Source organism: Methylobacter tundripaludum (assembly GCF_002934365.1).
Taxonomy (GTDB): domain Bacteria; phylum Pseudomonadota; class Gammaproteobacteria; order Methylococcales; family Methylomonadaceae; genus Methylobacter_A; species Methylobacter_A tundripaludum_A.
The window spans coordinates 105,904-129,924 of record NZ_PTIY01000003.1; the positions used below are offsets into that span (position 1 = coordinate 105,904).

General features: G+C 50.0%; 32 protein-coding genes. 25 read left to right on the forward strand and 7 right to left on the reverse strand.

Annotation, left to right across the window (positions count from 1 at the left end):
• The 13 genes from B0F88_RS04575 to B0F88_RS04630 are packed head-to-tail and all read left to right on the forward strand — an operon-like array spanning position 1 to position 7,827.
• The gene (locus tag B0F88_RS04575) at positions 1 to 564 is read left to right on the forward strand and encodes a hypothetical protein (RefSeq protein WP_104422772.1); all 564 of its coding nucleotides are present in this window, start codon (positions 1 to 3) and stop codon (positions 562 to 564) included.
• Complete coding sequence (locus B0F88_RS04580; RefSeq protein ID WP_104422773.1) at positions 561 to 1,106, forward strand: hypothetical protein; 546 nt, start codon at positions 561 to 563, stop codon at positions 1,104 to 1,106. The genes B0F88_RS04575 and B0F88_RS04580 overlap by 4 nt, the downstream gene beginning before the upstream one ends.
• Complete coding sequence (locus B0F88_RS04585; RefSeq protein WP_104422774.1) at positions 1,103 to 1,594, forward strand: phage baseplate assembly protein V; 492 nt, start codon at positions 1,103 to 1,105, stop codon at positions 1,592 to 1,594. Before B0F88_RS04580 ends, B0F88_RS04585 begins: the two co-directional genes overlap by 4 nt.
• On the forward strand, positions 1,591 to 1,857 hold the full coding sequence (locus tag B0F88_RS04590; RefSeq protein WP_104422775.1) for a hypothetical protein: 267 nt from the start codon (positions 1,591 to 1,593) through the stop codon (positions 1,855 to 1,857). The genes B0F88_RS04585 and B0F88_RS04590 overlap by 4 nt, the downstream gene beginning before the upstream one ends.
• Positions 1,854 to 2,192, forward strand: coding sequence for a GPW/gp25 family protein (locus tag B0F88_RS04595; RefSeq protein WP_104422776.1), 339 nt, complete (start codon positions 1,854 to 1,856; stop codon positions 2,190 to 2,192). The genes B0F88_RS04590 and B0F88_RS04595 overlap by 4 nt, the downstream gene beginning before the upstream one ends.
• Entirely contained in the window at positions 2,189 to 3,151 is a 963-nt protein-coding gene (locus tag B0F88_RS04600) for a baseplate assembly protein (protein WP_104422777.1), read from the forward strand. Before B0F88_RS04595 ends, B0F88_RS04600 begins: the two co-directional genes overlap by 4 nt.
• Positions 3,144 to 3,707 carry a phage tail protein I gene (locus B0F88_RS04605; protein ID WP_104422778.1) on the forward strand — a complete coding sequence of 188 codons (564 nt, stop codon included), beginning with the start codon at positions 3,144 to 3,146 and terminating at the stop codon, positions 3,705 to 3,707. Before B0F88_RS04600 ends, B0F88_RS04605 begins: the two co-directional genes overlap by 8 nt.
• The gene (locus tag B0F88_RS04610) at positions 3,707 to 4,810 is read left to right on the forward strand and encodes a hypothetical protein (RefSeq protein WP_104422779.1); all 1,104 of its coding nucleotides are present in this window, start codon (positions 3,707 to 3,709) and stop codon (positions 4,808 to 4,810) included. The genes B0F88_RS04605 and B0F88_RS04610 overlap by 1 nt, the downstream gene beginning before the upstream one ends.
• Before the next feature lie 10 nt (positions 4,811 to 4,820).
• Complete coding sequence (locus tag B0F88_RS04615) at positions 4,821 to 5,318, forward strand: DUF4376 domain-containing protein (protein WP_104422780.1); 498 nt, start codon at positions 4,821 to 4,823, stop codon at positions 5,316 to 5,318.
• 56 nt (positions 5,319 to 5,374) lie between these two features.
• Entirely contained in the window at positions 5,375 to 6,874 is a 1,500-nt protein-coding gene (locus tag B0F88_RS04620) for a phage tail sheath subtilisin-like domain-containing protein (protein ID WP_104422781.1), read from the forward strand.
• Positions 6,874 to 7,380 carry a phage major tail tube protein gene (locus tag B0F88_RS04625; RefSeq protein ID WP_104422782.1) on the forward strand — a complete coding sequence of 169 codons (507 nt, stop codon included), beginning with the start codon at positions 6,874 to 6,876 and terminating at the stop codon, positions 7,378 to 7,380. Before B0F88_RS04620 ends, B0F88_RS04625 begins: the two co-directional genes overlap by 1 nt.
• Positions 7,381 to 7,527, forward strand: coding sequence for a hypothetical protein (locus B0F88_RS19310; RefSeq protein ID WP_181049835.1), 147 nt, complete (start codon positions 7,381 to 7,383; stop codon positions 7,525 to 7,527). It abuts the gene before it with no gap.
• A complete protein-coding gene (locus B0F88_RS04630) occupies positions 7,528 to 7,827 on the forward strand; it encodes a phage tail assembly protein (RefSeq protein WP_104422783.1) in 300 nt (99 codons plus the stop codon).
• A 21-nt stretch (positions 7,828 to 7,848) separates the two neighbouring features.
• On the opposite strand, the gene B0F88_RS04635 is transcribed toward B0F88_RS04630, so the two are convergent.
• Positions 7,849 to 8,127, reverse strand: coding sequence for a hypothetical protein (locus B0F88_RS04635; protein ID WP_104422784.1), 279 nt, complete (start codon positions 8,125 to 8,127; stop codon positions 7,849 to 7,851).
• Between the two features lie 50 nt (positions 8,128 to 8,177).
• Between B0F88_RS04635 and B0F88_RS04640 the strand changes: the two genes are divergently transcribed.
• Genes B0F88_RS04640 through B0F88_RS04655 form a run of 4 tightly spaced genes read left to right on the forward strand, consistent with a single transcriptional unit; the run spans position 8,178 to position 12,075 of the window.
• On the forward strand, positions 8,178 to 10,481 hold the full coding sequence (locus B0F88_RS04640; protein WP_104422785.1) for a phage tail tape measure protein: 2,304 nt from the start codon (positions 8,178 to 8,180) through the stop codon (positions 10,479 to 10,481).
• Positions 10,474 to 10,866 (forward strand): phage tail protein, encoded by a 393-nt coding sequence (locus tag B0F88_RS04645; RefSeq protein WP_104422786.1) that lies wholly within the window; start codon positions 10,474 to 10,476, stop codon positions 10,864 to 10,866. Before B0F88_RS04640 ends, B0F88_RS04645 begins: the two co-directional genes overlap by 8 nt.
• Positions 10,863 to 11,069, forward strand: coding sequence for a tail protein X (locus tag B0F88_RS04650; RefSeq protein ID WP_104422787.1), 207 nt, complete (start codon positions 10,863 to 10,865; stop codon positions 11,067 to 11,069). Before B0F88_RS04645 ends, B0F88_RS04650 begins: the two co-directional genes overlap by 4 nt.
• Before the next feature lies 1 nt (position 11,070).
• Positions 11,071 to 12,075, forward strand: a complete 1,005-nt coding sequence (locus tag B0F88_RS04655; RefSeq protein WP_104422788.1) for a contractile injection system protein, VgrG/Pvc8 family — start codon at positions 11,071 to 11,073, stop codon at positions 12,073 to 12,075.
• Here B0F88_RS04655 and B0F88_RS04660 read toward each other — a convergent pair.
• The 6 genes from B0F88_RS04660 to B0F88_RS04690 all read right to left on the reverse strand — a co-directional run bounded on the left by B0F88_RS04660 (position 12,056) and on the right by B0F88_RS04690 (position 15,532).
• Positions 12,056 to 12,283, reverse strand: coding sequence for a hypothetical protein (locus B0F88_RS04660; protein WP_104422789.1), 228 nt, complete (start codon positions 12,281 to 12,283; stop codon positions 12,056 to 12,058). The two genes, B0F88_RS04655 and B0F88_RS04660, sit on opposite strands and share 20 nt — an antisense overlap.
• Positions 12,284 to 12,375: 92 nt before the next feature.
• Positions 12,376 to 12,567, reverse strand: a complete 192-nt coding sequence (locus tag B0F88_RS04665) for a hypothetical protein (RefSeq protein WP_104422790.1) — start codon at positions 12,565 to 12,567, stop codon at positions 12,376 to 12,378.
• 53 nt (positions 12,568 to 12,620) lie between these two features.
• Positions 12,621 to 12,950 carry a TrfB-related DNA-binding protein gene (locus B0F88_RS04670; RefSeq protein ID WP_104422791.1) on the reverse strand — a complete coding sequence of 110 codons (330 nt, stop codon included), beginning with the start codon at positions 12,948 to 12,950 and terminating at the stop codon, positions 12,621 to 12,623.
• 110 nt (positions 12,951 to 13,060) lie between these two features.
• Entirely contained in the window at positions 13,061 to 13,336 is a 276-nt protein-coding gene (locus B0F88_RS04675; RefSeq protein WP_104422792.1) for a hypothetical protein, read from the reverse strand.
• 199 nt (positions 13,337 to 13,535) lie between these two features.
• Complete coding sequence (locus tag B0F88_RS04680; protein ID WP_219820782.1) at positions 13,536 to 13,955, reverse strand: hypothetical protein; 420 nt, start codon at positions 13,953 to 13,955, stop codon at positions 13,536 to 13,538.
• A gap of 554 nt (positions 13,956 to 14,509) precedes the next feature.
• Positions 14,510 to 15,532 (reverse strand): tyrosine-type recombinase/integrase, encoded by a 1,023-nt coding sequence (locus B0F88_RS04690; protein WP_181049836.1) that lies wholly within the window; start codon positions 15,530 to 15,532, stop codon positions 14,510 to 14,512.
• A gap of 134 nt (positions 15,533 to 15,666) precedes the next feature.
• Between B0F88_RS04690 and dusA the strand changes: the two genes are divergently transcribed.
• The 8 genes from dusA (at position 15,667) to B0F88_RS04730 (ending at position 23,980) form a co-directional block, all read left to right on the forward strand.
• A complete protein-coding gene (gene dusA / locus B0F88_RS04695; protein ID WP_258076569.1) occupies positions 15,667 to 16,638 on the forward strand; it encodes a tRNA dihydrouridine(20/20a) synthase DusA in 972 nt (323 codons plus the stop codon).
• A gap of 124 nt (positions 16,639 to 16,762) precedes the next feature.
• On the forward strand, positions 16,763 to 17,305 hold the full coding sequence (gene folE / locus B0F88_RS04700) for a GTP cyclohydrolase I FolE (protein ID WP_104422795.1): 543 nt from the start codon (positions 16,763 to 16,765) through the stop codon (positions 17,303 to 17,305).
• A 30-nt stretch (positions 17,306 to 17,335) separates the two neighbouring features.
• On the forward strand, positions 17,336 to 18,304 hold the full coding sequence (hemH, locus tag B0F88_RS04705) for a ferrochelatase (protein WP_104422796.1): 969 nt from the start codon (positions 17,336 to 17,338) through the stop codon (positions 18,302 to 18,304).
• A 158-nt stretch (positions 18,305 to 18,462) separates the two neighbouring features.
• Positions 18,463 to 20,058, forward strand: a complete 1,596-nt coding sequence (locus tag B0F88_RS04710) for a MutS-related protein (RefSeq protein WP_104422797.1) — start codon at positions 18,463 to 18,465, stop codon at positions 20,056 to 20,058.
• Entirely contained in the window at positions 20,058 to 21,260 is a 1,203-nt protein-coding gene (purT, locus tag B0F88_RS04715) for a formate-dependent phosphoribosylglycinamide formyltransferase (RefSeq protein ID WP_104422798.1), read from the forward strand. The genes B0F88_RS04710 and purT overlap by 1 nt, the downstream gene beginning before the upstream one ends.
• Before the next feature lie 10 nt (positions 21,261 to 21,270).
• Positions 21,271 to 21,852: a lytic transglycosylase domain-containing protein gene (locus B0F88_RS04720; RefSeq protein WP_104422799.1), complete on the forward strand. Its 582-nt coding sequence runs from the start codon at positions 21,271 to 21,273 to the stop codon at positions 21,850 to 21,852.
• A gap of 164 nt (positions 21,853 to 22,016) precedes the next feature.
• The gene (locus B0F88_RS04725) at positions 22,017 to 23,387 is read left to right on the forward strand and encodes a GGDEF domain-containing protein (RefSeq protein WP_104422800.1); all 1,371 of its coding nucleotides are present in this window, start codon (positions 22,017 to 22,019) and stop codon (positions 23,385 to 23,387) included.
• Positions 23,388 to 23,533: 146 nt separating this feature from the next.
• Entirely contained in the window at positions 23,534 to 23,980 is a 447-nt protein-coding gene (locus B0F88_RS04730; protein ID WP_104422801.1) for a DUF1810 domain-containing protein, read from the forward strand.
• Positions 23,981 to 24,021 lie beyond the last annotated feature (41 nt).

Sequence of the window (24,021 nt, forward strand, 5' to 3'; positions counted from 1 at the left end):
ATGGCGATCACCGGTGGCTCAGATTTTGGCTGGCTCGATGTTGAGCTAAATACCAGCGACCTTGATCGGTTAGAGCTAAGCGTTTTATCGCCCGCCGCAATAAAACGCATCCAGTCGCGGGCTATTAATGAAACTACGGCATGGATAAAAAGCCGGTTGCTGCGAGAGCTACCCTCTGCAACAGGTCTCCCGAGAAAGAATTTATTAGGCAGGGTAAGGCAAGGTATGGCTTCGGCAAATCTGAATGCCATTATTACCGGCAAAGTCTGGCTAGGGATAAAGCCAATTGATGCGATGGCGTTAAAAGACGAAGGCGCAATCGATAGCGGTTATATGGCGGGCGGTTTTTATTTTAAGGGCGGATTTAAGGCTGTGACAAAATCCGGGCATACCGGAATTTTTGCACGCAAATCAAAGGCCCGGTTGCCTATCAGACGCCAAAACGTCAGGATCGACAGTTTTGCCAATGAAGTCGTCCGCCGCCTAATCCCCCAAGCTGAGCAGCAGCTATCCAGCCGGACCCAGCGCTTAATCGGATTTGAGTTAGAGAGGGCGACGCGATGACCGCGCTTACAGTTCCCAGTTTTCATGCAGCTATCAAAGCCACCATTGCCGCGCATTTCGGCGCTAACGTCAATACGGTTGAATGGTACGAGCAGGGTGATGAGGCAAGCGGACAGCCAAAACCGATAAAAACGCCGGCCATTATTCTGGAGTTGGAGTCATTTAGTCCAGGCGACGATGTTGGCGACGGCAGAACGCCGTTGGACTGTCAAATTACGGCGAATTGTATCCTTGGAAGGTCAACCCCCGATTTGCAGATACAGACTAGCAACTTTGCGGCGCAATTTCTATCAAACGCCAGGAATAATAAATGGGGCCTTGCGCGTGATGCAAGTTTCCCTAGTAGTTTTACTGCTGGGCCTGGCAAGTTCGACCCTGAAAAAAACGGCTACGAGTCGTGGTTCGTGTCGTGGGACCAGACATTTTATTTAGGCGACAGCATTTGGGCGCCGTCAGGCATTGTGCCGTCTACCGTATATTTAGGGCAGTCGCCATTGATCGGCACTGGCAATGAAGATCAGTACATACAGGTAGCGCCATGAGCTTTGATGTAACTGAAATAGACCGCCGCATCAGTAACCTGATTCGCATCGGCAAAGTGGATCAGGTTAATTATGGCATTAGCCCGCCCAAGGCCAGAATTTGGATAGGCGAGGACTCTAAAGAGCGTGGATTTTTAACGGAATGGCTGCCGTGGTTTGGACTGAGCGCGGGCGAGGATAGAAGTTGCGACCCGCTCGACGTAGGCGAGCAGGTTATGATTTTCTCGCCCAGCGGCGAGATGAATCAGGGCGTCGCGTTGGCTGGGATATTCCAGACCGCGCACCCTTACCCGGTCACGTCACCCGACAAGCACAACACCACTTACAAAGATGGCGCAGTAGTCGAATATGATCGGGTTGCTCATGCCTACAAAATAAATATTCCTTCCGACGGGTCAGTTGTTATCACTGTCGGCAGGACAACTCTGGAGCTAAAAGACGGAGCAACGACGCTGACAACGCCGAAATTCGAGGGGCTACAATCATGAGTTTCGGTATAGCGGTAAATACGACAGATTCTGCCGGTGGCGAACAATTAAACGGTGGGCAGTCCTGGTTTTTTGTCGAGTCCCAAAAAGTCATTCTTTTGGGCGATCCAGTTCAGGGGCATGGCACAGGCGCACATGCTGCGCCGGTTATGGCTGAGGGCTCGGCATGGATGACGCTGGGCGGCGTTCCTGTATGTAGGCAAGGGCATCTTGCTTCGTGCGGTCATGCGTCCAGCGGGCGCAATTGGTTTTTGATCTCATGATCGGAATCAACAACCAAACCGGAACGGCGTTGGGTGGCATTGATCACCTCAAGCAGTCCATCCGCGACATTTTGACAACGCCTATCGGCACACGAGTCATGCGCCGCGATTACGGATCGCGATTGTTCGAGCTGATCGATGCTCCTCTGAACGGAACAACGATTATCGATATTGTCGCGGCCACCGCTGAGGCGCTGGATAAGTGGGAACCGCGCATAAAATTGGAGCGGGTCGAGCTGAATGGCGTAACCGATACAGGTAGCGTGGAGTTGACACTGTACGGAAAATATAGACCTGAAGGCAACCAGATTCGGTTAGATGGGATTATTTTATGAATTTTACTCAGATTGATTTATCGCTGATACCGGCCCCCGATATAGTCGAGACACTGAGTTTCGAGGCGATAGTCGCCGATATGCTCGCCGATTTGCAGGTGCGCGACAGTGCATTTAGCGCCTTATTGGAGTCAGACCCAGCCTATAAAATTTTGGAGATTGCAGCGTACCGTGAACTGCTGTTGCGCCAGCGCGTCAACGATGCGGCGCTGGCTGTGATGCTGGCTAAGGCTAAAGGCCCGCAATTGGATCAGTTCGGGGCTAATCCTATTTACAACGTTCAGCGGTTATTAATAACCCCGGCTGATCCGAATGCTATCCCTCCGGTCGCCGCAGTCTACGAGCAAGATGAGCCATTTCGTCGACGCATTCAACTGGCATTCGAAGGCATAACCACGGCCGGCAGTATCGGCAGTTACATTTTCCACGGACTGAGCGCCAGCGGCGATGTCGAGGACATTGCCGTTGATGCCGTGGAGTTCCATTTAGATGGCACAGGTTTAGTCGTGATTGATTATGCCGCCAATTTGATCACGCCGGAGCCTGGCATGGTGGCAATTACCGTATTATCCAGGCTGGGCAATGGTTCTGCCGATGCGCCGCTGCTAGCGTTAGTCGATACTGCCTTGAGGGCGGATAAAGTTCGGCCGTTGACGGATAGGCTAACCGTGCGCTCCGTGGAAGTCATCGATTACGTCATTGACGCTACCCTGTACTTTTATGACGGCCCCAGCAGTGCGACTGCATTGCAGGCTGCTGATGATGCGCTTAATGCCTATAAAGCCTCAGCCCGTAAAGTGGGCGATGACATCACATTAGCGGGCATCTATGCGGCGCTTAAGCAGCCTGGCGTGCAAAACGTCGTTTTGGCGAGTCCTGTTTCCGATGTAGTGATCAGTAAGCACCAAGTTGGATATTGCACGGGAATAACAATCACCAATGGCGGCGTAAGTGTCTAATCTGCTACCGCCCAATGCTAATCAGCAAGAGCATGCGCTGGATGATGCGATTTCCCGCGTGGGCAGCGTTCCTGTGGACATCGTTAAATTATGGAACCCTCAAACTTGTCCCGTGGCGTTTCTTCCCTGGCTGGCTTGGGCGTTGTCAGTTGATGAGTGGGACGAAACCTGGACCGAAACGCAAAAACGCAACACGATTGCCGTCAGCTACGAAGTGCATAGCCATAAAGGTACGCCGTTTGCGATCCACACAGCATTATCGGCGCTGGGTTATGACAATGTTACGATCAATGAAGGCACTGTCAATTACTACAACGGTGCGCATACCTATGACGGCAGCTGGACGTATGGAGCTGACAGTGCGTGGCCGATGTTCGATGTCGTGTTAAATATCGGGTCGACTCCCGATGAGGCTATGATTCAAAAAATACGCGACCGCATTATGCGTTATAAAAACGCCAGATCGGTGCTGCGTAATTTGATATTTGCGAACTTATTTTATGACGGAACGTGGGCTTATGATGGGACAAAAAAATACAATGGCGGAGTACTGTAATGGCTGATCTACCGGAAACGGCTACATATGATGTAGGTGTCTATCAAAAAGAAACTAACGATATTGCAATGGGCGGTCCCGACGGGAAAGCGAACGCGGGAATCAGAAATTTAGCAAATCGTACTGCATATCTAAAGCAGCATCTGGATTCTTTGGAGACTATCGTTCCTCAAGCCGAAGCGGAGGCCGGAACGGCTACAATAGTGAGAGCGTGGAATGCGCTACGCGTCAGGCAGGCGATTAATGTAGCCGTTGCGAGCGTCGTTAATTCGGCGCCTGCGGTGCTTGATACTCTGTCCGAATTAGCCGCCGCGCTGGGTAACGATGCCAGTTTTGCCGCAAACGTAGCTAACGCGCTGGCGCTAAAAGCGCCGATTTCAAGCCCGGCGTTTGCCGGAGATCCGACGACGCCAACTCCATCTCTATTTAATAATGGCGGATCTGTCGCCAGCACGGCGTTCGTTAAAAAAGTGCTGGGTAATTTTTCCGGGTATTATTATTTAGACGCTTCGACCGAATTATCGGTAACACATTTGGGAGGTTTCATAAATCTGGGGGGGAACACGCCCAATCAAATATATACGTTACCGGGATTGTCCAGCACATTGGATGCAACGATGTCCCCCGGATTATGGCTTTGCAATATTTCCGGTCAGCCCGTTATGCTTAAAGGATGGGAAAATGAAACAATTATATCCCCACGAGGGGCCGGGAATACGCTGATATTAGCGGTAGGCGAATCATGTTTTGTCAGCGGTAATGATGCACAGAACTGGAACATCGGTGGATTAACACTGGCGATCGGCGTCGGTCAAACAAACAGAGACAAAACAGCAGAACGCGCTATGAATACGACGTATACCAACAGCTCATATTCACCCATAGCTGTGACAATGTCGATCACTAACTCGGTGCAGGCGCATGCGATTATACGCGTCACGAACCCGTACACCGGCGAAATATGTGAAATTATAGGCAGCGGCTCTTACCTGGGCTATGACCAGGCATGCACGGTATCGGCGATAGTGCCGCCGTTTCACACGTATAGGGGGCTCACGAATATAGGGACGGCCTCGTTAATCAATTGGTCAGAACTTTATTAGGATCGCTTTTATGACACATAAATATTTCAAAGATCCCGCTGGAACGGAAATATACGCCTACGATGCGGATGGATCACAAGATGATTTCATCCTGCCGGGTCTGATCCCTTGCTCCAAAGCTGAGGCGGATGAGATTCGATTTCCGTTCGCCGATCACATAATAGCGAAAATAGCTGAAATAAAGAACGCGCGGGATGCTGCGGTGGGGAGCGGCTTAACAAGTGCCGCGCTTGGATCACCACATGCTTACGGGACGCAGGCGGAAAACAGGAATTACTTAAATAACTTGATCTCGCTGGGCAACGGCGGCAAATTCACCTGCACCGATGTTGATGGGATTAAAGCCCGTAGGCTGCATACGCACGCTCAGCTGCTGGCGCTGGCGCACGACATTGAGGCGCATATCTCCGCTCAGTTCGACCACTATGAAACCAAATTGGCAGAGATCGACGTCATAGTTAATTCGCCGTCACCTGCTTACACCGATTTTGACTGTGTTGTCTGGTAATGACACGGAGATCGTTAATTGTAATAACTTAATTTTATCACCCGGAGTTTAAAAAGATGTCCGAACAATTCTTACACGGCGTCGAAATCGTTGAGGTAGACGATGGACAGCGCCCCATTAGTACCGTCAAAGCATCTGTTATCGGATTGATTGGGACGGCCCCCAACAGCGCTCCGGCAGCGACGGCCAGTCTGTTGACCGGCGTAGTCGCAAGCAATAACGCCATCACATACACAGCCGTTACGCCCGGCAAAGCGGGTAACGACATCACTGTGCATCATAAAGACCCGAAGGGCAACAGTCAGGCGCTCAGCGTATCTGTCAGCGGCACGGTGATTACGGTTAATCTTGCCACCGGCGTTACCGGGGCAATTACATCAACCGCAGCGCAAGTTATTGCCGCAGTTACCGCCAGTGCAGCGGCTGCTTTATTAGTTACTTCAGCGAACACCGGCGCATCGACAGGCGCTAGTGCGGTAGGGGCATCGGTTAAGGCGCAGCCGTTGTCGGGCGGCGTAAACGAGGCTTTCCCGCTCAACACTCCGGTGCTGGTAACTGGTAGCCGCAACGAGGCCGCAGGGCTTGATACGGTAGGTGACAAGCAGGGCACATTGCCTGATGCGATGGACGATATTTTCGATCAGGTCGGCGCAATGGTTGTTGTGGTCAGGGTTGCGGAAGGCATTGATGCCGCCGCGACCAAATCCAACATTATTGGCGGCATCAATGCAGGTGTGCAGGTGTTTTTAAATGCCGAGTCTGTCGTCAAGGTGCGGCCTCGCATCCTGATTGCGCCTGGATTTACCAACGATGTTGCAGTGGTTTCCGAATTGCTGGGCATTGCTGACAGGATGAAAGCGGTTGTCCCTACCGAGGGACCTGGAACGGATGACGCCGCCGCGATTAGTTTTCGCGAGAATTTCGGCAGCAAGCGAGTGTATGTTGTCGATCCTCCTGTCAAGGTCTGGGATACCATTTCTAACTCTGAAGTAAGTCGGCCAAATTCGGGCCGTGTGGCCGGGATAATAGCCAAATCGGACAACGAGCGTGGTTTTTGGTGGAGCCCATCCAATCGGGAGGTCTACGGTATTATTGGAACGGGCCGGGCAATCGACTTCACTTTAGGCGATGTTAACTCTCGAGCTAATTATCTCAACGAAAATGAAGTAGCTACCATCATTCAAAAGGACGGCTACCGTTTATGGGGCAACCGCACTTGTTCAGCCGATCCAAAGTGGGCGTTTTTGTCAGTGGTAAGAACTGCCGACATGATCGAGGAATCGTTGTTAGTTGCTCACATGTGGGCAGTAGATCGCAACATCACTAAAACCTACATTGAGGATGTCGTTGAGGGTGTGAACGCCTATTTACGGCACCTGGTTACTGTCGGCGCTATTTTGGGCGGTTCTTGCTGGGCTGATGAAGCTTTGAATACGCCGGATCAAATCAGCCAGGGCAAGGTGTATTTCGATTTCGACTTTACCCCTCCTTATCCTGCTGAGCATGTCACTTTCCGCAGTCATTTGGTCAACGATTACATTAAGGAATTATTCTAATGGCACTGAACGATATTTTAAAGAATTTAAACCTGTTTGTTGATGGTCGCGGCTATGCCGGTAACGTCGAAGAATTGTCGCCGCCCAAACTGACCATGAAAACCGAAGAATTCCGAAACGGCGGCATGGATGCGCCGGTTGAAGTTGAAATGGGCATGGACAAACTGGAGGCGAGCTTCTCTCTGACTAAATACGATGCCGAGGTGTTAAAGATATTTGGACTGGCTCCCGGCAACATCAAGCCGCTGACTTTCCGTGGCTCCCTCAGCAGCGAGGACGGCATAGAAAAGCCGGTCATTATCCAGATGCAAGGCATGTTGAAAGAAATGGACCCTGGCAGCTGGAAACCGGGTGATAAGGCGAGCCTGAAGGGATCGTTGGCACTGCGCTATTACAAACATACGATCGGCAACGAGGTGGTACATGAAATCGACGTGCCGAACATGATCCGCATCGTCAACGGCGTAGATCAATTAGCAGTCACGCGTAAAAACCTGGGGATGTAAATGAGCGAATACATTGTAAAAAAAGCGATTGAAGGCAATGCCGAAGGCGACACTATCAAGCTGAACAGCAGGCAGGCTAAATACCTGTTGTTGTCTGGTCACATTGAATTAAAACCGGCTGAAAAGCCCAAAACAGAGGTTAAGTAAATGAGCGCAGAAACGGCACAAACATTACCGGGCAGTGAGGCGATAGAACTGCTGTTCCCGCTGGAAAACGGCCTTAGCAAATTGACCATGCGCCGCCCGAAAGTCCGGGACATACGCGCAGCAAGTAAGGTTGAGGGGGGCGATGTTGAGGTGGAAATCGCTATGTTCGCTAATCTATGCGAAGTAGCGCCCGAAGACATAAACAACATGGATATGGCTGATTACGGCGCGATTCAGAAGGTGTATAAAAGTTTTTTGTCTGGTCGGAAAAAGACATCAGAATCGCCTGCATCGTCGTAGCCGCTAGTACCGGTTGGCGGCTTAGCGAGATGCAGGATTGGACTTGTGATGATTTGCTTGAATGGTATGAGTCAGTGAAAGAAGCGAGAGAACGGCGGCTAATAGGATGACCGCGCAAAGATACGGCAGTAATAACAGCAGAGCGGCAAGGGGTGCGGCAATAGCCGCAACAACCAGCGCCGCCCACGCCGGATTATCGCCTTGGATCATGACAATAAAGCAACCGGAAAAACTGAGCGCCATGATCGCCTGCGGATGATACGGCCAACTCATAATGCGGTCGAAGATGGATTTAGGCATAAAACCTCCTGTGTGAGCCTTAAGTATAATCAATAATACCGGACATTGTCATGGCAAATAACATATCGTTAGGCATCATTATCGGCGCTGCGCTGTCCGGCACCGTGGGGCGCACGTTCCAGACGCTGGATGCCAAAGCCGTCGGGCTCGGTAAGAGTCTGCAAAGCGTTCGGCTGGGCCGTGCTGCGTCTGATGATGTGATGCAGTATCGGACAAAACTGGCTAATCTGACAGCTGCGCAGCACCAGTTTGGCTCAAGCAATACGAACCTGGTCGGGCAGATTGCAAGAACTGAATTGGCGTTGGGCAAAGCATCGGAAAAGGCCAGAAAATACGGCATCGATGTCGGCAGCATCGTTGGCGAAAACCGCAAGCTGATACAGTCAGAGCAAGCGCTGTCGAGGCAGCTGGCGCGTACCAATGCGCTAAAAGCCAACCGCGACCGGCGTAGCGAGCTGGGCGGGCAAATGGTCGGGACTATCGGCATGGCCTATGCGGCATCAGCTCCGATTAGTGAGGCCGTCAAATTCGAAACAGCAATGGTAGGCGTCTCAAAGCAAGTTAGCGGCGCGCGCGATCCATCCGGTCAGTTGACCGGCGTCTACGCGGATATGCGAAAGCAAATCCAAATGCTGGGCCGTGAAATGCCTGTCGCCACGAACGGTATTGCCGATATGGTGACGGCCGGCGCTCGAATGGGTGTCGAAAAAGAGAATTTAATAGGCTTCGCAAAAGTTACGGGGATGATGGCAACGGCGTTCGAGCTGCCGGAGGGTGAGTTGGCCGATAACATGGGGAAAATCGCCAAGCTTTACAATATCCCCATCAAAAACATTGAAGGCCTCGCCGATACCATAAACTATCTTGATGATAATGCTATCGCCAAAGGCGGGGATATTATCAGCTTTCTGTCGCGGGTCGGCGGTGTTGCGGCATCGGTAAAAATTGGCGACAAGAGCATGGCTGCTTTGGGTTCAACGCTTTTAACCCTCGGCGAGACTACCGATACGGCAGGCACAGCGACTAATGCGATGTTCCAAAAGCTAGCAAATGCCGAGGGCGGCACAAAGGACTTTAAAGAGGCGATGGGTAGCATTGGCCTAAGCCTTTATGATGTGCAAAAAGGCATGCAAATTGACGGAGAGGGTACGTTCCTGAAAGTGCTTGAAGCGATACGCAGCATGCCTAAAGGTCAGCGGTTAGGGATTATGGCGGATCTTGTTGGCATGGAGCATTCCGATACTATGGCAAAATTGGTCGGCGGTATTGAGGAGTATCGATCGCAAATCAAAATGGCGAATAGCGAAGCGGCCAAGGGCAGTATATCAAAAGAATTCTCAGCTCAATTGGCTACAACTGCTGCGCAATTGACTATCACAAAGAACAGGGCGACTGAGCTGGCGGTCAATTTGGGTAGCGTGTTATTGCCCGGATTTAATACCGCGCTGGGTGCTGCCGGGGGTCTATCATCCGATTTGGCTGATTTGTCGGCGGAATTCCCTGGGGTCACAAAAGTGGTAATAGGTGCTACAGTGGGTCTGATCGGCTTAAAAGTAACGACTTTGGCCGTTGGCTATGCCGTGACTGTTGTTAAGGATGTATTTACCGTTGCTGCCGGTATTTTGGATTTTTTCCAGTTGTCGTCATTAAGAGCTACCGGAGCATTGGTCGCGCAAAAAGCCGCTGTTCTCGGCGCGGCTATCCAGCAAAAAGCCCTGGCTACCTGGACCGGCGTGGTTACTACAGCTCAATGGTTATGGAATGCGGCCATAATAGCAAACCCTATCGGGGCAATGGTTGCCGTTGCCGTTGTCGCTGTCGCTGCCCTGGGTGCGGCCGTCTATTATATATATAACAATTGGGGTGGGATAACGACGTGGTTTAGCGGTGTATTTACGGCCATCGGCGGAGTAGTAACTACGGTGGGTAGCGCCATTGGGGCTGCTTTTTTTACTGCCGCATCATCTGTACGTGCAGTTTGGGAGCCAGTAATAAACTGGCTGGCTGAAAAGTTCGCATGGATTGGTCAATCAGTCGAGTGGATTAAGGGGATAGGTAGCTCGATTGGAGGGGTGGTATCATCGGCAGCTAGTAATATCTCTCAGCAAGCCAAAGGCACTGTATTAGGTGCGGCAATGGCCTCAACGGTTGCGGCGCCGGCGCTGGCTACGCCGTTGCCTGCGATGCCGCCTGCTGCTGGTTCAGCCCCCGCGACGGCTATTCATCAAACCAATACCGCGACGATCCATATCACCCAGCAGCCTGGGGAAGATCAAAACGCCCTGGCCGAACGGGTAGCAAAGCATTTGAAGCGGCAACAGGCCGCAGACGCCAGAGGCGCTTTGCATGATTAACATCATGATGCGCTTAGGGGTGTTTAATTTCTCCATCAACACCGCCGCTTATCAGGCCTTTAGCCGATCAACCGCTTACCGATGGCAGGCTGTCGAGCGTTACGGAAAGCTGCCGGCGCAACAATACACCGGCCCTGGCGATGATTCGATCACACTATCGGGCGACATCTACCCCGATTATGCTGGTGGACTGCATCAGATAGACAATATGCGCACCGAGGCCGGAAAGGGTCAGCCGTTGATATTGGTCGACGGTAACGGCTATGTTTGGGGTAAGTGGTGCATTCAGTCAATCGAAGAGAGCAAAGATACATTTTTATCCAACGGCGTGGCCCGCAAAATGTCCTTTACTTTAAAAATGACCCGATACGGTGAAGATGCATGACCCAATACCGCACCAAAACCGGCGATATGATCGATGCGATTTGCCACCGCTACTACGGCGGTAGTCCCGGTGCGGTTGAGCTGGTCTATGAGGTCAATCGAAACTTGGCCGATCATGGGCCCGTGTTGCCTTCGGGCGTAGTGATTGATTTACCGGAAATACCCGTCTCAGAAACGGTGAAAACGATTAAATTGTGGGATTAATATGGCGTCGGCATTTAAAGTAGATAAGGTAACACCGGCGTTTAAGGTATTAGCCGGCGGCTCAGACATTACAGCGCTCATCAACGATCGATTAATCAGCATCAAGACAACTGATGAGGCCGGTTTTAGGTCAGATACCTGCACTATTGAATTGGACGATCGGGATGGGCTGTTTGCCTTGCCGCGCAAAGGCGCAAAATTGGATATTTACCTTGGCTACGAAGAAACCGGGATTAGCAAAGTTGGCATTTACACGGTCGATGAAATCTCGTTAACCGGATTTCCTGAAACGCTGAGCATTAGCGGAAAAGCCGCTGACATGTCCGCCGGCGAGCTTAAATCTCAGCAAACCCGGCACTTCGATAACATTACTCTGGGCGATCTGGTTAAAACAATCGCCGGCAGTAACGGCCTTGTCGGCAAAACATCTGCCAATCTATCTGCTATCCAGTTGGGGCATGTGGATCAAACGCAAGAATCAGACCTGCATTTGCTCACCAGGCTGGCTGAAAAATACGGCGCTGTCGCCAAAGTTACTCACGATCATTTGATCCTCGCCAAAGCCGGCGAGTCGAAAAGCGTTGGTGGCGCCAGCTTATCGCCGATTATTATCGACAAAACACAGGTATCTGGGTACCAATGCACTATTGCAGATCGCGGTAAATATGCGGCGGTGACCGCGATGTATCACGACAAACAGACCGGGCAGAATATCGCGGTCAGCACCAGCGCCGAAAAACCTGCGCATACCCTGCGGCACACCTATGATGACCAGCAACAAGCGATCGAAGCGGCGCGGGCGAAAAAATCAGAGCTTGATCAGGGTGCGGCGACAGTCGACATTACTTTATCGGTCGGAGATCCAGATTTATTTGCAGAGTCGCCGTTGATTTTAAACGGGTTTAGGACTGGCATCGCCGGCGAGTGGACAGCAATTCGGGTCGAGCATTCGTTTAGTAAATCTGGGTTTACAACTCAGATTAACGCTAAAGTAAAGGCAGATTAGGATATTTGTTTGCGCCATCAGCGGCGTCAATGTCATCGCTTGAAATAATTCTGATTGGTTTGTTGATTCCGTCGGTGATGGTGCAACTTAAGTTGCCGCGCATCTTTGCCTTGAGCAGTAGAGCGTGGCCAAGCGCTTCAAGGTTATGAGGCTCTCCAATTATCAGAACTTCGTCATCTCTGCAAATGATGTAGGGTGTAGCGGTCATTTGTTCTCCTAACACGGCACTCAAGGTGACGCCGCCGTTCGGCGGCGCGGTTTTTTTTAAAAAAATCGTCGTTTTTACCGAATATTCCGTAGTTATAAATCTATCGGGTAATCAGTCCTAATAGGTTGTTGTCCGGCCCTTTTTGCCGCAATATCTTTTTCAAATGCCGCCAAATTCAGCAATGCCCGCATCATGCGGATGTTAAGTTCTTCGCCTGTATCTGGCGACCATCGGCCTACAACGTCTTCCAAAATTTCTCTTGTCTCTTGTGCTTGATTGCTCATATATACTCCAAAATAAATTTATAACCCATCGCTCAACGGCGACCTCCGCTACGCTACGGCGCGTTAGCTGTTGCGGGCAGCTTAAGACCGGCTCGCTCATAAGCTCGTTTTTGCAATTCCTCGGCCTCGTCCCAGTCCTCGCTAAATCGCGGCAATACTAATGTGATGCATCCCCATCCTTGCGGTGCGCCAATTAATTTACGGTACTCTCGCTCAATCCTTGCTACGGCATCGGCCACTTGTTGCCGCATCATTCGCGGTGTAGCAGCATTACCGGCTTGCGTCAATCCCATCCCATCAACAAGTACGGCTCGTGCAGTGGCGGTAGTATGTGGTCTTAGTCTTGTTTTTGATGCTGCTAAATCAAATTCTTCTGGCGTCATTGACTTTGGCCTTTTTTAGTCTTAGAGTGGCCCCGAGATCGTCAGGGCCTCATTGAAGTGAAGCTTCGTATTTATCGATTAGTTACTGCTAATCGATTTCCTTGACGGTCTCAAAATAAATCCTCAAAAGTTTCGGCGTCATCATCAAAGTCGAAATCGCCAAAAAATACGCAATCGTCCGCAGTGGCATCTATTTTAGTTACATCGCCTTCTGGCGAAACTTCAATAAATTCATTTGATCCTGCTTGAAATTTACTGGTGCGCCCAATTTTGTATTTACCTAATCCGCCCATTACTCGGTCTTCGTCAACGGCATAAATAACGCCATCAACATCAACGATGGCAAAGTCTGAATCAGGTCTGCTTGATGTGTATAGTGTTTTCATTGTCTTATCTCCGATAATCACCGGCTTCGTCCGGTATCCGCCTGGATCAGTTATCTACTCCATTGACTAAAGATTCTCCTCCTTTTTTATCCCTTTGTCTATACTTTTGTATACACTTTATGCGTATGGCCTAACCCGTCAATTAACCAGACGCCGTTAATAATCTTCGTTTTGTTTGAGGTGTCGTGGGCGGCGCTGGTTATTTCAGCGCGTTAAGCACACACATTTCGGCCAATGCTACCAGCCAGGATGCAAGATCAGGCGGTGTGTGCTCGCGCTCGGCCTTGCTTATTTCCGGCCGCTTCCCATTTCCTGCCCTTCCCACATCGCCGATTACATGCGTTGGGTAGTCCAAGCGCATTGGCATGTTCGGGATGTTTTTTGGTTCACAGCCGACAATATAAAGCCGCGTTTTTTTCTCCGCACGGTGTCCCCACCAATGCTGGTTTATCGGGAGCGTCCAGCCGCCAAAATTGTCGCGCTTACCTGGCTCTGGTAATCCCAGCGTCGGCCACAACTTTGACCCCGCCGGATGCTCAAGCACTCCGCCAAACGCTCTAATTTGCTCAATAGCCCAAATCGCAAGCTCTTTTTCGCCAGGGCGTGGTTTTGCAAACATTGCAAAGTTTCCCCACGCCCGGCATGGAGGGTGTGCAATTACTGGATTACCGCCTGGCCATCGTAGTGCATCGCGCTCCGCGTCCCACACATCGCAACCGTCCAGCATTTTGTAGTTGCTGTCTGATCTGGCAAAAAGTACAGATACTGTCATCATCAAAGCCTAACTAATCGGTCAAGGCGAACCGCCGCCCTAAGCGCGGTTCGCAGGTTGGTGTTTTTCAAAGTTATTCGTGCTTGTTGGCGTCCTTTAGCGGCGGTCGCCTGAACATGGCGTTATACATAAATTTCCTTAACTGCCTGTCCGTTGTACTGCTCTTGGTCGTAGACCATAATCCATTTTCCAATCCTTCTGTCTCGCTCTAGTTTTTGCAATAACTCTTTCGCCGCAGCATGTATTTGCTCCTCTGCGCCAGAGTAAATTATGCAAAAATCTCCCGCCCCGTTGCACCTACTGTTTACCCGCAAGTCCTTTTGTTGCCCGTATCTTCGTAAGTTAATATTGCTCGCATTAATGTATAACTCTTAGTTCAAGTGCGACAAGCCGCCACAGCGCTAAGCTATCAAATTTTCAGGACGCAAATTAGTATATCGTTTTAGCTCTGTCCAGCTCTGATGAAGGCTAACCAATTGCACCTGCTCAATTTGTAGCCCCGACTCAAACAAACGACTAACTCCCTCGTGGCGCAAATCATGGAAATGCAGATCATGTATTTCCAGCATCTCGCAGGCGTCAGCAAAGTAGCTGCAAATTGTTTTTGAGTTGTATGGGAAAATCCGCTCGTCTACCTTAGGCTGCTTTTGAACAATTTTCCAGGCTGATTGCGTATATTTGAACCGCTTATTGTTCCCCTTCTTTTTTTTGGGATGCTTGAGATCTCTGACCATGCCAGTCGCCTTTTGATCATTATTGTCAGACCATAACAGCCTGCAAGCCTCGTTCGCCCGCCGAGTTGAGTAGATTGCAAACCACATTATGCGCAGCATGGGTATAGTCCCCTCTCGTTTTGCAAAATAGCGTGATAATCGCCACAATTCAAGCGAAGTTGGCCGGCGCTCTCTTCTGTTTGACTTTGCTATCAACTTTTCCCTTTTTAGCGCGATTGTGGCATCATCAAACACATCCATACTGTAGTCGTGTCCGTCAACATCTCGCATAGTGCGCATGATGACGCGTAGCCAAATCACATCATTCTGCACCGTTTGCGGCTGCGCCACTTTATTGCGCTCAATGCAGTGATTCATTAGGTGTGATACCTTCAGTTTATAGGCGTCGATATTTGCTATGTCGTAGTTTGTCAGTCGTTTGATGTCAGCCTGTTTGCTGCGCCCATAATTATCGACAAACCGTTCGATATACTGGCTGATAAGATCTTTAATCAAAACCGACTTTTGTTCGCCATAAACCTCAATCTCCTGCAATTCCAGTTCGCGCTTTGCCCCCCAAGCTTTAGCAAGTGCATGCCTGTCAAACGTCCTGCTTTCTTGGTGTACAATTACACCTTTTCTTTTAATGCGTATGTCGGCCCGGTAGGCAATCGTGCCGTCGCTGCGCTTCCGCTTAGTAATGCTCGCCATAGTCCTACACCAAAATTGAGTAGGACTATCGTAGCACCGGCAGAGCAAAAATAGCAAAAAATAGAGATATAATGACCGACAATAAAAATATAAAAGCATCATACAAACCAGCCGTAAGTAGGCAATCAGTAGGTATTCCGCCTGCTCGGAGGTTATGCATTGCCCCAATGCTCGACTGGACCGACAGGCACTGCCGTTATTTTCATCGGCTGATTTCACAACACGCGTTTTTGTATACCGAAATGGTGACTACCGGCGCGCTGATTCACGGCGACCACCGCCGTTTTTTGCAATTTAATGCCGCTGAGAATCCGGTGGCGTTCCAATTGGGCGGCAGCAATCCCCGGGAATTAGCCGTTTGCGCCAAGATGGCAGAAGATTACGGCTATGACGAGGTCAACCTGAATGTCGGCTGCCCCAGCGACCGGGTGCAGAACGGCCGTTTTGGCGCTTGCCTGATGGCGGAACCGGAGCTGGTCGCCGAATGCGTTGCCGCAATGAGCCGGGCGGTGTCGATTCCGGTCACGGTCAAGTCGAGAATCGGCATCGATGAGCGCGATTCTTATGAAGAACTGGTGCAGTTTGTATCGACGGTTGCCGTCGCCGGCTGCGAAACCTTTATCATCCATGCCAGAAAGGCGTGGCTGAGCGGCCTCTCGCCGAAACAAAACCGCGATGTTCCGCCGTTGCGCTACGATATGGTTTACCAAATAAAACAGGACTTTCCGCAGCTGGAAATCATCCTGAACGGCGGCATCACGACTTTGGAGCAGGCCGAAGCTGTTTTGCAGCATGTTGATGGCGTCATGGTCGGCAGGGAGGCCTATCACAACCCTTATATATTGGCCGATGTGGACCGGCGCTTTTATGGCGAGACCCAAGAGCCGCGGTCGCGGGAAATGATTATGGAGCTGTTAATCCCTTATATTCGGCAGCAGCTTGAGCTTAACGACGGCGTCCGCTTAAACAGCATCACCCGGCATATTTTAGGACTTTTTCATGGCGAGCCGGGCGCCAGGGGCTGGCGCAGGCATCTTAGCGAAAATGTCTGCAAACCCGGCGCGGACATCAATGTGGTTTTGGAAGCACTACCTGCTCGGATATAGGTAAAGAGCGGGAGCTTTGCCTACAGGGATGTAGGTAAGGAGCGTGAGCAGGGAGCGGAAGCTTTAAAATTCACAACGCCATACTGTATACTGACCGACTATTTTTATAACTGAGATTGAAACAATGGAACAGCATTTTGCCAAGATTATCGAAGCGGTCGGTGAAGATTTAAATCGCGAGGGCCTGCTCGATACGCCAAAACGTGCGGCCAAGGCTTTCAAATTTTTAAACAACGGCTACGAAAAAACGCTGGAAGAAGTGCTTAACGGCGCCATCTTTAGCGCCGACACCGAGGACATGGTTATTGTGAAGGATATTGAGCTGTATTCCTTATGCGAACACCATTTGCTGCCGTTTATCGGCAAATGCCATGTGGGTTATTTGCCGAAAGGCAAAGTGATGGGCCTGTCCAAAGTGGCTCGCGTTATCGATATGTACGCACGCCGCCTGCAAATCCAGGAAAAACTGACCAAGCAAATCGCGGACGCGATTGAATTGGCAACCGGCGCCCGAGGCGTGGCCGTGGTTATCGAGGCCAAGCATTTGTGTATGATGATGCGCGGCGTCGAAAAGCAAAATTCGGTGATGACCACGTCAGTCATGACCGGCGTGTTCCGCAAAGAAATCAGCACCCGCTCGGAATTTTTAAATTTGATCAACCGATAGGTCTGACCTGTGGCGAACGAGGTCGAACTGATGACGACGAAAAAGACCGGTGTATTACTGGCGAATCTGGGTTCGCCTACCGCACCGACAACGTCGGCGGTCAGGCGGTTTCTTAAGGAATTTCTTTGGGACCCGCGCGTCGTCAACCTGCCGCGGCCATTATGGTGGGTGATACTGCATTTTTTTGTGCTGCCCTTTCGCCCCCGCAAATCGGCCTCAGCCTACCGCAATATCTGGCATGAGAAAGGCTCTCCGTTAATTTTCCTGACCCTGCAATTGACCGAACGGGTTGCGGATAGGTTGCATGCCAGAGGCGTCACTACCCGGCATGTAATGCGCTACGGCGAACCTTCGATAGCGACGCAGTTAAAAGCCTTCAAAACGGCGGGCGTCGATAACTTAATCATCCTGCCGCTGTATCCGCAGTATTCCTCAACCACCACCGCGTCCATCTATGACGACATGGTTAAGGAACTGAATACCTGGAAACATCTGCCCCACATTCACTTCATCAGCGATTATCACCAGCACAGCCACTATATCGCCGCAGTCGCCGAATCGATCAAGCAGAGCTGGCGGGAACACGGCAAAAACGAGCTGTTATTGATGTCCTTTCACGGCTTGCCCGAGCAGCTGACAAAATGGGGCGACCCTTATTTTCACCAATGCCATAAAACCGCGGCCCTGATTGCCGAAAAATTGGGTATTGGTGAGAAAGAATGGATGATTGTGTTCCAATCGCGCTTCGGCAAGGCGGAATGGCTGAAACCTTATTGCGTGGACACCTTAAAGGAGCTTCCGGGCCGCGGCATTAAAAAGGTGGATGTCGTTTGTCCTGGGTTTGCGGTGGATTGCCTGGAAACGCTGGAAGAAATAGCGATGGAGAACAAGGCTATTTTTATGGAGTCCGGCGGTGAAGAATATCGCTATATAGCCGCATTGAATGATTCGGAAATTCATGTTGATGCTATAGTTAATCTGCTTGAACAGAAGCTTTAATTTTAGACATTGCACCACGAAGGCACGAAGAACACGAAGTTTTTATGTTGGCTTTTTCTTCGTGCCCTTCGTGTCTTCGTGGTGAATCAATCTGTTGACATTTATTGATTGAATATACGCACTTTTGGTGTTGCAAACGGCGGACAAAGGCTAATCAGATGAAACAAACACTATTACAAAGCTGGCAAGACAGCAGCTGGCCGACCATCAAATCCAGCAAACCGCTGGAAACCGGTGACGGCGTTATCGACCAGCGAACCTTCAACACCATTGAAGTTGATGAACTGTTCGACGCCGTCAATCACGCCTCGACGATTGCCGGGCAAGCGGTGTTATACCGTTCTTTAGCCCAGCCGATGAATGAGTTGGACCAGATCAAGGCCAAACAGCAAGCCGTTGAAGAACTGCGCAATAATCCGGCGCTAAAAGAGCGGCTTGAACAAATCATCCAATACGCTGTACCCGATGAAAAAAACTTCTATTTGCTGTTGTTCGGCGAATTCCTAGGTACGTTCGGCACCGCCAGGGAAGAGCATGAAATCGAGGGCTACGGCTATCTGCAATATAAACGGGGTGTCCGTTTTATGCTGGAACTGGTCGATCAGGTTCAATCTGCCGAAGCCCCGCAAAGCGACTACCTGAAAGGCCTTTTCGACAAAATCAAAGCCTTCGCAGAGTCGCGGCCCTATTCGCTGATGCAGGGACCTGTTTACATCACTGAAAACGATATTCAATGCAAGGAACAACGGAAAGGTTCGTTTTCGCCTGCGGTTATTTTCAAGCCCCGGCTGTTCAAACCGCTGCTGATCAGCCTGTTTTTCGGAGCCGTCTGGGCGCTGGCGCATTTTTTCCCGACCGACATGTTCCAGGTTTCGGTTGAGGCGATCCCGACCGCAAGTATTTTCTTTGTGCCTTTCTTGCTGGTCTATTACCCGATCGTCGGCGGCTTCGACCGCGACAGCTGCATTATTCCGCTGAGAAACGAGTTCAAGAGTTCCCCTGCTGTTGGCGAAACCTTGGATGCGCTGGGCCGGCTCGACGAATTGCTGTCGTTTATCAAATTCGCCGATGCGTTCGGCGGCAGCAAGGTGTTGCCGGAACTGGTCGATGCGCCGCATCACCGGATAAACCTTGAAGATGCCAGAAACCCGGTTTTGGGCAAACAAAACCCGGATTATGTCGGCAACGACTTCGTACTGGAAGACGACAAACTGGTGCTGGTCACAGGCCCCAACAGCGGGGGCAAGACGGCTTTTTGCAAAACCGTCACCCAAATCCAGCTGCTCGCGCAAATCGGCTGCTATGTTCCGGCCAAATCGGCAACGCTGACCGTCGCCGACCGGATTTTTTATCAGGCCCCCGACATCAGCCATCTGGATGACGGCGAAGGCCGCTTCGGCACCGAATTGAAACGCACCAAAGATATTTTCCTGGCCGCAAGCCCGAAAAGCCTGGTGGTGCTGGACGAATTATCCGAAGGCACGACCTTCGAGGAAAAAATGGAATCGTCGTCGAATGTGCTGAACGGCTTTTACCGGAAAGGCAACAGCACCATTTTAATCACCCACAACCATCAACTGGTCGATCATTTTGTCGCTCAGCGCATAGGCCTGCCGAGACAGGTCGAGTTTGCCGACGACGCGCCGACTTACAAACTGGTTCCGGGCATTTCGCGGGTCAGCCATGCCGACCGCGTGGCGAAAAAAATCGGTTTTTCCAAAGAAGACATCGACAACTATCTGGCGGATTCATAATGAAAATAGGCACCGCATTATCAAACGGCGCAACCAAAGCCCTGCTGCTCGGCAGCGGCGAGTTGGGCAAGGAACTGACTATTGCACTGCAACGCTACGGCGTCGAAGTGATTGCCGTTGACCGCTATCCGAATGCACCGGCGCAGCATGTCGCGCATCGCAGCCATGTGATCGATATGACCGACACCGAGGCAGTCAAAAAACTGATCGCGCTGGAACAGCCGGATTTTATCATCCCGGAAATCGAAGCGATTGCGACCCAGGCGCTGATTGACATTGAAGCTGAAGGCGGGTGTACCGTGGTACCCAACGCCAGGGCGATTCAGTTGACGATGAACCGGGAAGGCATCAGAACCCTGGCCGCCGAACAGCTTAAAATCCCCACCTCGAACTATGCGTTTGCGCAAAGTTTCGACGAATTGCAGGCGGCGGTTGACGGCGGCATCGGTTATCCGTGTTTTATCAAGCCGACCATGTCCTCATCCGGCAAAGGCCAGTCGATGGTTAAAAGCGCCGACCAACTTAAGGCGGCCTGGGATTACGCCAAATCCAGCGGCCGGGTCGATACCGGCAAGGTCATTGTCGAAGCGAAAATAGACTTCGATTTTGAAATCACCCTGCTGACGGTGCGCGCGCTGAATCAGCACGGCGAAGTCGAGACTCACTTTTGCGCTCCGATAGGCCATGTGCAGGAAAGCGGCGATTACCGGGAAAGCTGGCAACCGCAAGCCATGAGTGCCGCCGCGATAAAAGCGTCGCAGGACATCGCTTTCAAAATAACCAATGAGATCGCCGGACTCGGTCTGTTCGGCGTTGAGTTATTTATCAAAGACGATGCCGTCTGGTTTAGCGAAGTCAGCCCCAGGCCGCATGATACCGGCATGGTGACGATGGCCACCCAGAAACAAAACGAATTCGAATTGCACGCCAGAGCCATTTTAGGCTTACCGGTCGATACCGCGATGCAAAGCATCGGAGCCAGTGCGGTCATATTAGGCGGCGTAGATGCCGAAGGCGTGATTTACGAAGGACTGGACCAGGCGCTGTCCGTCCCGACCAGCGAAGTCAGGTTGTTCGGCAAACCCGAGGCTTTTACCAAAAGGCGCATGGGCGTTGCGTTAGCCACCGCCGAAACGGTCGATGAAGCCAGAAGCAGAGCCGTTAAAGCCGCAAGCATGATCGTTATTAAACCCGACAGGTAGGCAAACATCAATGATGAGAGTTGCCGTTATTTTAACTACTTTACTCATCTCGAACGAGGTGCTGGCCGACATCTATAAATTTGTCGACACTGACGGCCGCATCTACTATACCGACAAGCCTAAACATAGCCTGTACAAACGCATCATACGCACAAGGCCGATAAATTATTCCGCCGCCCTGCCCTATATGGGCGTCAACAAAAAGAAGTTCGCCGATATTATTACCGAGGCGGCCAACCGGCATCAGGTTGATGTTAAGCTGCTGCACGCCGTTATTCAGGCGGAATCCGCTTACGATGCAAAAGCAATTTCCTCCGCAGGAGCCGTCGGTTTAATGCAGTTAATGCCCGATACCGCAAAGCGTTACGGCGTTATTGACCGGAATAGCCCCGATCAGAATATCGACGGAGGCACTCGTTATTTAAAAGATTTGCTCAGGATGTTTAATTCAAATCTGAATCTGGCCGTTGCCGCCTATAACGCCGGTGAAAATGCGGTGATCCGGTACAACAACTCCATTCCGCCCTACCCTGAAACGCGCAATTACGTTAAGACGGTGCTGGCTTTATATAACAGGTCGCGGTTGAACTAACGGGCTGATTTTTCGTTGCTGGCGGGGCAATGGTTTGGTTGCTCTGAATCGTTTTTATGTATTTTTGAATGCTGTCACATTAATAAAAATCAAGAAAAATCGATTTTATCAAGTGCAACTAACGTGAAGCAGAATATAAACAATCCCCAATAAAAATTGAAAAAATGGCAATATCTAAACAACACTACCACCATTTATTTGAAAATATTCATTGCAAAAAGAATGAAGACATAATAATAAAGATTTCAGAGATAATTAAACCGCACAGCGATGCGATAGCCACACATTTTTATAATACGATGCTGGGCAATACCAAAGCGGCATATTTCATTAACCATGATATTGTAAAAGACCGGTTACGCGCGAGCTTGTCGGCATGGATAGACTTAGCATTTTCTTATAAGTATAACAGTAAGCTAATTACTGAATATATTGATTATCAAATAACAATAGGCCATATACACGGAAGAGTTGACGTACCGATGAGTTTTGTTGTTTACGGTATGTTTATTATAAAAGATGAAGTCATACGATTGCTGGAAGAATCTTCATTTAATAGAGATGACTTGGCAACAGCGATGATATTGGCCAATCAAATCATGGATCTTGGGCTTGCCCTAATCAATGAAAGTTATCAAGGTGATTTAGTCGTCAATGAAAAAGACGTACAGTCTTTTAAACTACAGTTTTCTACACATAATTTAGCCATTGATTGTGAACGGCTACGCGCGTCACTATCGGATTGGATGCGTGAGTTATTACTTAATATTCAGCAGGAACGAATCAATATAAGTAGCTTGCCCAACATTCGGCATTCCAATTTCGGCCTGTGGGTTACACACAAAGCCAAATTATTCTTAGCCGACTCCGAATATGAAATGTTACTGCGGTTATTAAACAACATGGATGAATCGATGTGTGCTTTAACTGCCGAATTTGATCAACTCGATAAAAGAAAAGAAAAACTCAATTCATTGGATCAATATGTTTCAAAAACCATGTGGCTATTAGAAAATATAGCTAAGGATATTATTGCCCAAGATAGTGGACGCGACCCACTGACGCGATTGTTTAATAGACGCTATTTAGACACGGTATTACGTCATGAAACCGAATGTAGCCTGAAAAATAATTTAACTTTTGGTCTCGTTACGCTGGATATTGATTTTTTCAAAAAAATTAATGACACCTATGGACATGACAGCGGCGACAAAGTACTGGAGCAACTTGCTAATATCTTGGCACATCAGGTGCGCGCGGGCGATTTTGTATTTCGCTTAGGCGGCGAGGAGTTTCTAATTGTTCTAAGTGATATAGATGAAGTAGTGTTAAAAAGAATTGGCGAGAAAATTCGCTTAGAAGTTGAGAGCACGAAATTTGTTATTGAAAAGGAACCCAGTTTAACCGTAACTATCAGCGTAGGTGTCGCTATGCACGATGGTCACCCTGACTTTCTCCGCACAATTAAGTTGGCCGACGAAGCGCTTTATGAAGCTAAACGAAATGGACGAAACTGCCTTGTGGTTGCTGCATAGCCGGTCATGGATTCTTTGTTTTTATATAGCACATAGGATGACACGGTAAAGCGCAAGCTTTGCAAGATTATCATTCGCGACAAAGCTTCTATTGCGCCCCATGTGCCGGATAATAACCTGTTGAGCAGAACAACAAGGAGCCAAGCATGACAAATGCAAACGACGCCATAGACTTAAGCCGTTTCCCGACTGCGCAAGCAAGCATCTATGACAGTGTCCTCGAAGAGTTAAAAAGCGGCCGGAAACGGGCTCACTGGATGAGGTACATATTCCCGCAACTTGATGGATTGGGACACAGTACAACATCAAAACACTATGCCATTAAGAGCATAGAAGAGGCCCGGCAATACCTAGATCATCCTGTTCTTGGAAAAAGACTGTCGGAATGCGCGGAAGCGGTTTTTGCCATTGAAGGACGATCAATTTCAGAAATATTTGGTTACCCTGATGATCTAAAGCTTAAATCGTCCATGACATTGTTTGCCTATGTGGCGGCTCCATGCTCCGTGTTTTCCCGAATCCTTGACAAGTATTTTAACGGCGAGCGAGATGCTTTGACGCTGCAATTATTAGAGAAACTTAAGGCGAAATGAGGCAAACTGTCATCGGCGTTATGCGTATGTGGCTACGTGAC